10 protein-coding genes are annotated in these 11,891 nt (G+C 65.4%); all 10 read left to right on the forward strand.

The features are described from left to right. The first annotated feature begins 4 nt into the window (after positions 1–4). The 10 genes from AB7M16_RS17240 (at position 5) to AB7M16_RS17285 (ending at position 11,852) form a co-directional block, all read left to right on the forward strand. Positions 5–2,083 (forward strand): sensor histidine kinase, encoded by a 2,079-nt coding sequence (locus AB7M16_RS17240; protein WP_246570900.1) that lies wholly within the window; start codon positions 5–7, stop codon positions 2,081–2,083. Then, the gene (locus AB7M16_RS17245) at positions 2,053–3,798 is read left to right on the forward strand and encodes an ATP-binding response regulator (RefSeq protein WP_271502507.1); all 1,746 of its coding nucleotides are present in this window, start codon (positions 2,053–2,055) and stop codon (positions 3,796–3,798) included. The genes AB7M16_RS17240 and AB7M16_RS17245 overlap by 31 nt, the downstream gene beginning before the upstream one ends. Before the next feature lie 10 nt (positions 3,799–3,808). Beyond that, a complete protein-coding gene (locus AB7M16_RS17250) occupies positions 3,809–4,540 on the forward strand; it encodes a response regulator (protein WP_439364883.1) in 732 nt (243 codons plus the stop codon). Positions 4,541–5,010: 470 nt separating this feature from the next. Then, the gene (locus tag AB7M16_RS17255) at positions 5,011–5,622 is read left to right on the forward strand and encodes a sigma-70 family RNA polymerase sigma factor (RefSeq protein ID WP_172786185.1); all 612 of its coding nucleotides are present in this window, start codon (positions 5,011–5,013) and stop codon (positions 5,620–5,622) included. Positions 5,623–6,066: 444 nt separating this feature from the next. Then, positions 6,067–7,254, forward strand: a complete 1,188-nt coding sequence (locus AB7M16_RS17260) for an IS481 family transposase (protein WP_453944204.1) — start codon at positions 6,067–6,069, stop codon at positions 7,252–7,254. A 144-nt stretch (positions 7,255–7,398) separates the two neighbouring features. Beyond that, complete coding sequence (locus AB7M16_RS17265) at positions 7,399–8,097, forward strand: cytochrome c biogenesis CcdA family protein (protein WP_453944612.1); 699 nt, start codon at positions 7,399–7,401, stop codon at positions 8,095–8,097. Between the two features lie 32 nt (positions 8,098–8,129). After that, on the forward strand, positions 8,130–8,693 hold the full coding sequence (locus AB7M16_RS17270) for a redoxin domain-containing protein (RefSeq protein WP_453944613.1): 564 nt from the start codon (positions 8,130–8,132) through the stop codon (positions 8,691–8,693). Positions 8,694–8,798: 105 nt separating this feature from the next. Continuing rightward, the gene (locus tag AB7M16_RS17275) at positions 8,799–9,770 is read left to right on the forward strand and encodes a hypothetical protein (protein ID WP_453947213.1); all 972 of its coding nucleotides are present in this window, start codon (positions 8,799–8,801) and stop codon (positions 9,768–9,770) included. A 362-nt stretch (positions 9,771–10,132) separates the two neighbouring features. Continuing rightward, positions 10,133–10,726, forward strand: a complete 594-nt coding sequence (locus AB7M16_RS17280; protein ID WP_172786189.1) for a L,D-transpeptidase — start codon at positions 10,133–10,135, stop codon at positions 10,724–10,726. A gap of 88 nt (positions 10,727–10,814) precedes the next feature. After that, entirely contained in the window at positions 10,815–11,852 is a 1,038-nt protein-coding gene (locus tag AB7M16_RS17285) for an amino acid ABC transporter substrate-binding protein (RefSeq protein WP_453944614.1), read from the forward strand. The last annotated feature ends 39 nt before the right edge of the window (positions 11,853–11,891 follow it).

The raw sequence follows: 11,891 nt of genomic DNA on the forward strand, positions 1-11,891 counted from the left end.
CCTGTTGGCTGCGCTTGGACATAGCGAACACGCAGACAAGTCGCCCGGCCCGATCGGGCAGCTGCGCGCGCGCATCGTCGGCCTGCTGCGGGCGGTGCCGATCCGCTGGCGCATCCTGTCGATCGCCGCGCTGAACTCCGCCGTGGTCGTGGTGCTGGTGGCGATGATCTGGAACGGCGCGCAGGTGCTCGGTTCGGCCTGGGACGACGTGCGCCAGGTGCGCGAGTCCGACCGGATCCTGGCGCTGCTTGAAAGCGAGACCGGACGGCTGCAGAACCTGATCCACCGCTACATCAACCAGCCGAGCCCGGACCTGTTCGCCGAGATCCTGTTGCTGCGCGAGGCGGTGCTGGGCACGCTGACGGGTCGCGCCGCCAAGGACCCGATGCTGTCGGGCTCGGTCGAGGAGCTGGAGCGCACCACCGACCGCTTCCTCAACGGCTTCGGCGAGCTGCGCAGCGTGCAGGCCACGATCGCCAAGACTTATGAAGAGCAGGTGCAGGGCCCGGCCAGGGACATGGCCGGGCTCTACTCCATCATCGAGGGCGCCACCGGCCATCGCGACGCGCTGATCTGGCCCTCGCTCGGCAAATCCCGCGAGGCTTTCACCGCGATGCTGGTCGCGGCCAATTCCTATTATCTGTCGCAGTCCTCGGGCGCCGCCGACGACGCACGCCGCAACACCGAGACGATCGAGCGGACCATCCCGGTCATGATCGATCTCGCCGACAACGACCTGCAGAGGATGGCGCTGCAGCGGCTCGGCGCCCGCACCGCCGCGCTGCGCGAGGGCTTCGCAAAACTCTCCGAGCAGCTTGCGAGCCGCACCGAGCTCCTGCGCAACACCATCGACGCCAGCCAGGCCGAGGCGATCGGCGCCATCGACGACCTCTCGACCAAGATGCGCCAGCGCGAGCAGAAGGCGCAGGAGACGTTCGACCGCACGCTGGCGGACATCTCACGGCGCGTGCTGTCGATCGCGGTGATCTTCCTCGGCATCATCCTCACCGCGGGCGTCTTGATCGCGCTGTCGATCCGCCTGCCGCTGCAGCAGATCATGACGGCGATGCGCGCGATCACGCTCGGCGATCTCGACCGCGAGGTGCAGGGCACCAAGGCGCGCGACGAGGTCGGCGCCATGGCGCGCGCGGTGGAGGTGTTCCGCGAGAACGCGATCGCCAAGCGCCGGACCGAGGACGAGCTGCGCGCCTCGAAGGAGAAGGCCGAGAGCGCCCTGCTCGAGCTCAACGCCGCGCAGCAGAACCTGATCGACGCCGAGCGGCTGGCCGCGCTCGGCGGTCTCGTTGCCGGCGTCGCGCACGAGGTCAACAACCCGATCGGCATCAGCCTGACGGTGGCCTCGAGCTTTGCCCGGCGCACCGAAATCTTCGAAGCCCAGCTCAAGGGCGACGGCGGCCTGCGCCGCTCGCAGCTGGAGGAGTTCGTGCAATCCTCGCGCGACGCCTCGCAGCAGCTCGTCGCCAATCTCCAGCGCGCCGGCGAGCTGATCCAGTCGTTCAAGCAGGTCGCGGTCGACCGTTCCCATGCCGAGCGGCGGCAGTTCTCCCTGAGCGAAGCCACCGACCAGATCATCGCCAGCCTCAAGCCCGTGCTGAAGCGCTCGCCGATCACGCTGGAGGTCGACGTGCCCGAGGGGCTGCTGCTCGACGGCTATCCCGGCTCCTACGGCCAGATCCTGACCAACCTCTTCCTCAACGCCGCCAACCACGCCTTCGCCGACGGCCGCGCCGGCCGGATCGCGATCTCGGCGCGGCCGCGCGGGACCGAGGACATCGAGATCAGCTTCTCCGACGACGGGGCCGGCATGACCCCCGACGTGCAGCGCCAGGCCTTTGACCCTTTCTTTACCACCCGGCGCAATGAAGGCGGCACGGGACTTGGCCTTCATATCGTCTATAACCTCGTCACCCAGCAGCTCGGCGGCCGCATGATGCTGGAATCCAAGCTGGGACAAGGCACTACTTTTCGCATTATCATGCCCCGCGTCGCCAAGGGCGGCGCGCAAAGCACAGAAAGTGACGGATCTTCTCAATGGCCGAACAGGACGATGTCCTCCACCTGATCGACGATACCGGTACCGCGTCGGAGGATAGCAACGCCCGGAAATGGAAGATCGCCGTCATCGATGACGATCCGGCCGTGCATGACGGCACGCGTTTTGCGCTGTCGGACTACAGCCTGAACGGCCAGAGCCTGGAGATCCTGTCGGCCTATTCCGCGGCGGAAGGCCGCAAGCTGATGGCCGAGCACCGCGACGTCGCCGCCGTGCTGCTCGACGTCATCATGGAGACCGACGTCGCCGGCCTCGAGCTGGTCGAGTTCATCCGCAACGAGATCCGGAACGAAACCGTGCGCATCATCCTGCGCACCGGCCAGCCCGGCCAGGCGCCGGAGCGGCGCGTGATCGTGCAGTACGACATCAACGACTACAAGGCCAAGACCGAGCTCACCGCCGACAAGCTGTTCACCTCGCTGACCGCGGCGCTGCGCTCCTATCAGCAGCTCGAGCGCATGGTGCAGACGCGACGCGGGCTGGAGATCATCATCGACGCCGCATCCACGCTGTACGACTTCAAGTCGATGCAGCGGCTCGCCGAGGGCGTCCTGACCCAGCTCGCTTCGCTGCTCAACGTCGATTGCGCCGGCATCCTCGTGCTGCGCGACAATGGCGGCAACGATCCCGAGCTCTCCGTGCTCGCCGGCAGCGGCTGCTACAGCCGCTTCATCGGCACCACGTCGTCGAAGGCGCTCGACCCCGAGCTGCGCGAGATGGTGGAGGCCGCGTTCCAGCGCCGCAAGAACGAGTTCGCCGACCATCGCAGCGTGATCTATTTGCGCACCGGATCGGGGCGCGAGGTCGTGGTGCTGCTGCAGGCCGAGCGCGAGCTGTCGGAGACCGACCGCTCGCTGGTCGAGATCTTCTCGAGCCGGCTCTCGATCGCCTTCGACAACGTCATCCTCTATCAGCAGCTGCAGGACGCCAACACCCAGCTCGAGGACCGCGTCGCCCAGCGCACCCGCGCGCTGATGCAGGCCAACCGCCGGCTCTCGGCGCAATGGCTGCGGCTGCAACGCGCCAACGGCTTCAAGAACGAGATTCTGGGCACCGTCGCGCACGACCTGAAGAACCCGCTCGGCGTCATTCTCGGCCGCACCGAGATGCTGAAGGAGTTGATCTCGACCGGAGCCTCGGAAAGCGGCGTGGTCGCCCAGGTCGACCACATCCGCGACGCCACCAAGCGCCTGACCACGATGGTCGATCATTTGATCTCGGATGCGATGGCGGATGCCTTCGACATCACCATCCGCCGCGAGCCGGTCGACGTCGCCGCCCTGGTCAAGGAGGTCGCCGAGGCCAACCAGCCGCTCGCCGTCAACAAGCAGCAGGCGATCAGCGTCACGGCGCCGGCCAACATCGTCACCATGTGCGACACCGACCGCATCCGCGAGGCGATCGACAATCTCATCAGCAACGCCATCAAATACTCGCCGATCGGCGGCAAGATCGAGGTGGCCGTCATCCACGAGGGCAGCGACACCATGGTCCGTGTCAGCGACGAGGGCGCCGGCCTGTCGCCGGAGGATCTCGGCCGCCTGTTCGGCCGGTTCCAGCGGCTGTCGGCCAAACCGACCGCCGGCGAGAGCTCGACGGGACTTGGTCTGTCCATCGTCAAGCGTATCATCGACATGCACGGCGGCGAGGTGACCGCCGAGAGCGAAGGCCCCGGCAAGGGCTCGACCTTCACCATCACCCTCCCCGCGACCGAAATACCATGATGCAAAGACCATGACTCAAAGCCAGCACATCATGATCGTCGACGACGAGGCCCCGGCCCGGGAGATGGTCGGCGATTACCTCAAGATGCACGGCTTCACCGTGACGCTGTGCGACGGCGGCAAATCCTTGCGCGCCGCGATCCAGGGCAGCATGCCCGATCTCGTCGTGCTCGACCTCAACATGCCCGAGGAAGACGGGCTCTCGATCATCCGCGACCTCAAGAGCCGCATCAACGTGCCCGTGATCATGCTGACCGCGACGGCGAGCCCGATCGACCGCGTCGTCGGCCTCGAGCTCGGCGCCGACGATTACGTCGCAAAGCCCTGCGAGCTGCGCGAATTGATGGCGCGCATCCGCTCGGTGCTGCGGCGGAGCGGGCCGGCCAAGGTGGCGGACGCGCCGGCGGCGAAGTCGGACAAGGAGCAGCTGGTGCGCTTCGGCACCAAATGGCTCGACCTCGAAGCGCAGGCCTTGCGCGACGACGAGGGCAACGAGCATCCGCTGACGGCGTCCGAGTTCGGGCTCTTGAAGGTGTTCGCGGCCAACCCGAAGCGCGTGCTGTCGCGCGAGCGCCTGCTCGAGCTTGCCAACGCCCGCGATGCCGAAGCCTTCGACCGCGCGGTCGATCTGCGCATCATGCGCATCCGCCGCAAGATCGAGCCCGACCCGGCCAAGCCCGCCGTGATCCGCACCATCCGCGGCGGCGGCTATCTGTTCTCGCCGCAGGGCGAGAAGGCGTAAGGGCGAGCGGCCTCCACATCGTCATTGCGAGCGCAGCGAAGCAATCCAGAATCCCTCCGCGGAGACAGTCTGGATTGCTTCGCTGCGCTCGCAATGACGGAGCAAGTGGCATCGGCGCCACTCCCCGTCGGGCATTCAGGCCGCAGAGCCAGCGCCCGCAAGATACCCCTTTTGACCCGATCAAGCCCCTGCGACCACGGTGCTGGGCATCGGGCCACCAAACGCAATCCCCCGGGATTCGTTCCGCGGCGTCACTGTCCGCGTCCGATAACCTACCCCCGTATTTTCCGTACATTGAAATCACACGGTTTTTTGCCTCGAATGTTTCGTCGCGGCGGTTGCTACGAAACAATTTGACGGCGCACGAAACCATTTTCCGCTTTTCGTGCAGACGTCCCGAAACGTTGGCTGATTAACACTTTGACCCAAGGAAACGCCGCTCGGTTGCGGCGCTACGGGGAGCCAAGTCCATGCCGAACGTCATTGCCATCAACGCCCAAGCCAGCCAGAGCATCATTGCCGCTCAGGCGACCTCGGACGACATGCTCCTCGAAAGCATTGCCGGCGGCAACCGGACGGCCATGCACATCCTTTATTGCCGGCACAATGTGCGGGTGTACCGCTTCATCCTGCGCATCGTGCGCGACGCCACCACGGCGGAAGATCTGGTCAGCCAGGTGTTTCTGGACGTGTGGCGGACCGCCGGCCAGTTCCAGGGCCGCTCGCAGGTGTCCACCTGGCTGCTCTCGATCGCCCGCTTCAAGGCGCTGACCGCAATGCGCCAGCGCCGCTTCGAGGACATCGATCAGGAAGACGTGCGCCAGATTCCTGATGATTGCGACACGCCGGAGACCTCACTCGACCGCAGCGACACCAGCGCCATCCTGCGCGCCTGCGTGCAGAAGCTGTCGCCGGCGCACCGCGAGATCATCAACCTCGTCTACTACCACGAGAAGTCGGTGGAGGAGGTCGGCCAGATCATCGGCATCCCCCAGAGCACGGTGAAGACGCGGATGTTCTATGCCCGCAAGCAACTCGCCGATTTGCTTAAGGGCGCCGGCGTCGACCGTTTCGCCGCGTAAGCGCAATGATTTCAAGGGGATAGGACATCAATGTTGGCCCTATTCCCGGACACGGAAGCGTTACCGCCGATGAAACAATTGAAACAAACGACAACATCAGGCGGAAAAACTTCCCCTCTATAAAGCTCCCATACGGTTTCGTTAAACCTCCCAAGACCTCCAACGACCCGGACGATGCCCCGTCCGGGTCGTTTTGTATTTGGGGCCCGCGGCGGCAGCTGCAGGCCCCGCCTCTCCCGCTTGCGGGAGAGGCCGACGCGCCCGGGCGATGCGCAGCATCGCCCGGCGCGGCGGGTGAGGGTTCTTTCCTCTGCGGGAGTGTCCCGTTGTGGAGACACCCTCTCCCCTGCCCTCCCCCGCAAGCGTGTTCAGACCGAGGAGATGGTGGACGGGTGTTCGGAGACATCGTGGACACTTTCGACAGCGAAGCAAGGAGGCTGTCGGATGCCGTTCCGCGAGGTGTCCCGGATGGACGCAAGATTGGAGTTTGTGATGTTGGCCTCAGAAGAGGGCAGCAATGTTCGGCAGCTGTGCCGTCGCTTCGGGATCAGTCCGACGACGGGCTACAAGTGGCTGGAGCGTTGGCGGCTCGACGGGGCGGCTGGACTTGTGGAGCAGCCGCGGCGACCTCAGACGTCGCCGGCACGCACCGCCGCGGCGATCGAGAGGGCCGTGCTTTCGGTGAGAGCCGAGCATCCGGTCTGGGGCGGGCGGAAGATTGCCAGGCGGCTGAAGGATCTAGGACAGGAAGCCGTTCCGGCCCCGTCGACGGTCACGGCGATCCTGAGGCGACATGGGGTGGAACTGGGCAAATTCGGCGGCGGCTCGCCTGCCTTGACCCGTTTCGAACGATCGCGGCCGAACGAGTTGTGGCAAATGGACTTCAAGGGCCACGTGGCCATGCACACTGGCCGGCTTCATCCACTGACCGTGCTCGACGATCACTCGCGTTTCTCAGTTGCACTCGCGGCGTGCACCAACGAACGCACCGAGACAGTTCAGGGGCATCTCATTGCGGCTTTCCGCCGCTACGGCCTGCCCGAGAGGCTGATCACCGACAACGGCTCGCCATGGGGCGATGGACCAGGCAGCCCGTTCACCCCTCTCGGGGTCTGGTTGATCGAGCATGGCGTCAAGATCAGCCATTCGCGGCCTTATCATCCGCAAACCATGGGCAAGGACGAACGCTTCCATCGCAGCCTCAAGGCCGAAGTCTTGTCCGCCCCGCCGTTCGCCGATATCGCCGCCGCCCAGCGTGCTTTCGAGCGATGGCGCACCATCTACAACACGCAGCGGCCGCACGACGCGCTCGAGCTTGCCGTGCCGGCCAGCCGTTACCAGCCGAGCCCGCGCGACTATGTCGAGACCGTCGCGCCCTTCGAATATGCACCAGGCGATGCCGTGCGTCGGGTCCAACAAGGCGGACACGTCAACTTCCTCGGCCGCAACATCAAAGTCCCCAAGGCGTTCCGCGGCAAAACCGTCGCGTTCCGGCCAACCACACAGGATGGCGTCTTCGACGTCGTCTTCAGAACTCAGACGATTGCAACCGTCGACATCCGGCCTCTCGACGGGAGCCTCGAAAGTGTCCACGATGTCTCCGAACACCCGTCCACCATCTCCTCGGTCTGAACAAAGCGGGGGAGGGAGCGCACCGATGGCGGAGCCGGCACCGTGCTCTGCAAAGCGATAGGCTCCGTCACGAAGGCGTGACGCTGCGTAACGACCGTCGCATCCATCCCGAACATCCCTCGTGACCACCACCACGAGTGCGCCATGCTCGAACTCCTCTTTGCTCTCCTCGCCGGAATCCTCACCATCGCCGCGCCCTGCACGTTGCCGATGCTGCCGATCCTGCTTGGCGCTTCGATCGGGCACTCCTCGCAACTGCGCCCCGCGATGATCGCGCTCGGCTTCGTCGTCTCGTTCTCGGCCGTCGCGCTGGCGCTCGGCGCGCTCACGCACCTGTTCGATTTCGATCCGAACGTGCTGCGCGAGGCGGCCTCAATCCTGCTGCTCGGCTTCGGCCTGTTGATGCTGTGGCCGGCGCCGTTCGAGTGGCTGTCGATCCGGCTCAATGGCTGGCTCGCTCTCGGCAATTCGAGCAGCACGCAGCGCGAGGGCGCGCTCGGCGGGCTCATCCTCGGCACCACGCTGGGCCTGGTCTGGACGCCCTGCGCAGGGCCCGTGCTCGGCTCGATCCTGACGCTGGTGGCGACCTCGAAGAATCTCGGCTGGGCCGGCACGCTGCTGATCGCCTATGCGATTGGCGCGGCAATTCCGATGCTGGCGATCGCCTATGGCGGACAGGCGGCGACCACGCGCGTGCGCAGCCTGGCCCGGATCTCGCCGCGGCTGCAGCAGGGGTTTGGCCTGGTCGTGATCGGCTTCGCGGTCGCCGCCTATTTCCAATACGACACGCTGATCGTGGCGTGGCTCACCGGCTTCTACCCCACCGGCCAGATCGGCCTGTGATCCCACCTCATCTTTACCGGAGGACGCTTTCCATGACTCTCAAGCTGCTCGCAATGTCTGCTGCACTGATCGGCATCACCGTCACCGGCGCCGTCATCCCCGGCATCTGCGACGAGGCCGCACGCGCCGCGCCTATCGTCACCGCCGCCGCGAGCCAGCAGGCCGCGCCCGACTTCACCGGCATCACCAACTGGTTCAACTCGAAGCCGCTGAGCATCGCCGATCTCCGCGGCAAGGTCGTGCTGGTCGACTTCTGGACCTATGGCTGCGTCAACTGCGTCAACACGCTGCCGCACGTCACCGAGCTCTACGCCAAGTACCGGGATCGAGGTCTCGTCGTGGTCGGCGTGCACACGCCGGAATTCCCGTTCGAGCGCTCGGCCGCGAACGTGCAGGCCGCGCTGAAGCGCCACGGCATCACCTATCCGGTGGCGCAGGACAATGAGTCCAAGACCTGGAACGCCTATCGCAACCAATATTGGCCGGCGCAATACATCGTCGACCAGAGCGGCAAGATCGTGTTCCAGCACGCCGGCGAAGGCCGCTATGACGAGATCGATCGCACGGTGGCCAGGCTGCTGAACGCGAGCAGCTGACGCCGCGGGCGGCCATCGCGCGGCGGGCTGCAATTGTCGCCCTTGTTGCTTGACTCCACGGAGCCGTCCGTGGAGGTTCGCAACCGACGCAATCAGCCGCCCGCAATGGACGCGACCGCCAGCACCGACATCCGCCTTCGTGAAGGGTCCTCGATCGCACAGCGGCTGGTCGTGGCCGGCTCCGCGGCCGCCGTCGCGCTCTGCTTTACGCCGGGACTGTTCACGCAGGACATCCTGGAAATCCTGATATCGGCGGTGGCGCTGCTGGTGGGCGCCGGATTCGTCGTCGGCATCATGATGGCGCCGGCGGTGGTATGGATCATCACGCCGGACGAGATCCTGATCGGCCGGCAGCGGCCGTTCGGAAAGCTCCAGACGCGCCTCGTCGGCAAGGACGAGATCACGGCGCTACAGGTCCCCGGCAGCAAGAGGGTGAAGGCCCGTTTCCAACTCGTCTTCACGCTTGCCTCGGGCGAGCGCCTGACCTCGCCGCCGATTCCCGATGTTACCCATGTTCGTGACACCGTGGCGTGGATCGCGGCGCATTTCGACGTTCCCAATGTCGAGACGCCGAGCAACCCGCTCGATGCCAGCAATCCCGAGATGCATCTCGGCGAGCCGCTCGAGGCGTTTTCGGCGCGGGACATCCGGATCGTCGCACTGATCGCGGTGGCTCTGTCCGCGGTCCCCTATGCCTATAAGCTGTGGCGCGGCCTGTCCCCCAGCCATGTCGATATCCTGCTGCTGCCGCTGGGCGCGATCGCGGCATTCGCGGTCTATCGCTATGCGAACCTCGCCACCGGCGCATTCTGGGTGATCGGAGCGAACGATATACGCGTCGAGCGCCTGTGGGGCGACGGCAGCTTGCGGGCCGACCATATCGCCGGGCCCGACGTCAAGTCGATCACGGTCGAGCGCCGCGGCCGCTCCGAGGACGAGCATTGCATCGTGGTGATCCGGCTGCATTCGGGCCGACGGTTTCGCAGCCCCCGCATCGGCTCGCGGCCCGAGGCCCGCGCCGTGGCGACGGAGATCGTGCGGCGGCTCGGGATCGCGGCGGAGAGCAACCGGATTTAGCTTGCGCCTCGTGCCCACTGTCGGCGCTGATCTCACCGCGGGTTCGGTCTGTGCCTCTCTCGCTTGCGGGAGAGGTCGCGCCGAAGGCGCGGGTGAGGGTTCTCTCCCCTGGGGGAGTGTCCCGTTGTGGAAGCACCCTCTCCCTGGCCCTCCCCCGCAAGCGGGGGAGGGAGCTCACCTCCCGAGCGGCAACACCTATGCTTTTCGCGCCATCCCCTGTTCGTGGCATTGCGCTGGGCCCGTCAAAAAACCAAAGCATTCTCGTGACATGCCAGGACGGCGCGCCATCAACTTGCCATGAACTTGCCCCTCAGGTTTGATGGTTCCGAATGATTTGCGCTGTGGCAGCGGGGAGAGCTTAAATGACGGATTTTCGTCGCCTGACCGGGATTTTCGTGGCTGCGATGGGACTGGTCCTGTCCACGCCGCACGCCTTCGCCCAGCAGCCGGACCGCGGCGACGAGCCGGGCCTGATCGCGGACGATGCCTACCAGCTCGAGCCGGAATGGCAGAAGCAGGTGGTGTACTTCCGAACCACGGAAGCGCCCGGCACCATCATCGTCGCGACCGCCGAGCGCCACCTCTACCTGGTGCAGCCGGGCGGGCGCGCCATCCGCTACGGGATCGGCGTCGGCCGCGACGGTTTTCAGTGGCAAGGACTGGTGACCATCACCAACAAGAAGGAATGGCCGGACTGGACGCCGCCGCCGGAGATGATCCAGCGCCAGCCCTATCTGCCGCGCTTCATGGCCGGCGGCCCCGGCAATCCGCTGGGCGCCCGCGCCATGTATCTGGGCACCACGGTCTATCGTATCCACGGCACCAACCGCCCTGATACGATCGGCACCAAGGTGTCCTCAGGCTGCTTCCGTCTCGTCAACAACGACGTCGCCGATCTCTACGATCGCGTGCCTGTCGGCACCAAGGTCGTCATCCGGCAGAAGCCCGAGCTCTGAAGGCTCTTAGATTCGAGCATGATCCCTCGGGATCATGCTCCATCCCCTCCTCCGCTTCCTTTTCCGATACTTTCGAGAGAGAGACATCATGCGCACTTTTCGTGGCGGCCTGCTGATCGGGCTTGCGGTCGCCGTGCTGGTCGGCGTCCTCGCCATCATCTATGAATTCTACGACACCCGCACCCTGAAGCGCACCGTGCGCCGCGGCGAAGTGCTGTGCGGCGTCAACAAGGGCCTGCCGGGCTTCTCGTATTCGGAAGACAACAAGAACTGGAACGGCTTCGACGTCGATTTCTGCCGCGCGGTGGCTGCCGCGATCTTCAACGATCCCGGCAAGGCGAAGATGATTCCGCTCGACGCCAGCGAGCGCTTCAGGGAATTGCAGAGCCGGAAGGTCGACATCCTCTCGCGCAACACCACCTGGAGCATGGCGCGCGAGCTCGACTACGACCTCTATTTCCCTGCCGTCGCTTATTACGACGGCGCCGGCTTCATGCTGCCGCGCTCGCGCAACAAGGAGACGTCGCTGGATCTCGCCGGCAGCAAGGTCTGCGTGCAGGCCAACACCACGACGGCGCTCAACGTCGCCGACTACTTCCGCGTCAACAACATGAAGTATGAAGAGGTGAAGTTCGACAACCTCGCCGACGTGGTCAAGGCCTACGACACCGGCAAGTGCGACACGTTCTCCGCCGATGTCTCGCAGCTCTATGCTCTGCGGCTGAACCTGACGAAGCCCGGCGACCACATGATCCTGCCGGACATGATCTCCAAGGAGCCGCTCGCCCCCGTGGTGCGTCAGCGCGACGACGACTGGATGATGATCGTGAAGTGGACGCTGTATGCGATGATCAACGCCGAGGAGCTCGGTGTGTCCTCGGAGAACATCGACGAGGCCCTGAAGTCGAAGAAGCCGGAAGTGATGCGCCTCGTCGGCACCGAGGGCAATTACGGCGAGCAGCTCGGCCTCACCAAGGACTGGGCCGCGCGCATCATCCGCCACGTCGGCAATTACGGCGAAATGTATGATCGCAACATCGGCGAGAAGTCGAAGCTGAAGATCCCGCGCGGCATGAACCAGCTGTGGAACGCAGGTGGCGTGCAATACGCGCCGCCGATGCGGTAACGGGGTCTAACCACCGTCATTGCGAGGAGCGCAGCGACG

It is taken from the genome of Bradyrhizobium sp. USDA 372 (genome assembly GCF_053629095.1).

Excerpts from the sequence above, each read along its gene's own strand:
- AB7M16_RS17280 (WP_172786189.1), top strand. The coding sequence starts at position 10,133 with ATGACGGATTTTCGTCGCCTGACCGGGATTTTCGTGGCTGCGATGGGA.
- AB7M16_RS17255 (WP_172786185.1), top strand. The coding sequence starts at position 5,011 with ATGCCGAACGTCATTGCCATCAACGCCCAAGCCAGCCAGAGCATCATT.
- AB7M16_RS17245 (WP_271502507.1), top strand. The coding sequence starts at position 2,053 with ATGGCCGAACAGGACGATGTCCTCCACCTGATCGACGATACCGGTACC.
- AB7M16_RS17265 (WP_453944612.1), top strand. The coding sequence starts at position 7,399 with ATGCTCGAACTCCTCTTTGCTCTCCTCGCCGGAATCCTCACCATCGCC.
- AB7M16_RS17270 (WP_453944613.1), top strand. The coding sequence starts at position 8,130 with ATGACTCTCAAGCTGCTCGCAATGTCTGCTGCACTGATCGGCATCACC.
- AB7M16_RS17250 (WP_439364883.1), top strand. The coding sequence starts at position 3,809 with ATGACTCAAAGCCAGCACATCATGATCGTCGACGACGAGGCCCCGGCC.
- AB7M16_RS17260 (WP_453944204.1), top strand. The coding sequence starts at position 6,067 with ATGCCGTTCCGCGAGGTGTCCCGGATGGACGCAAGATTGGAGTTTGTG.
- AB7M16_RS17285 (WP_453944614.1), top strand. The coding sequence starts at position 10,815 with ATGCGCACTTTTCGTGGCGGCCTGCTGATCGGGCTTGCGGTCGCCGTG.
- AB7M16_RS17275 (WP_453947213.1), top strand. The coding sequence starts at position 8,799 with ATGGACGCGACCGCCAGCACCGACATCCGCCTTCGTGAAGGGTCCTCG.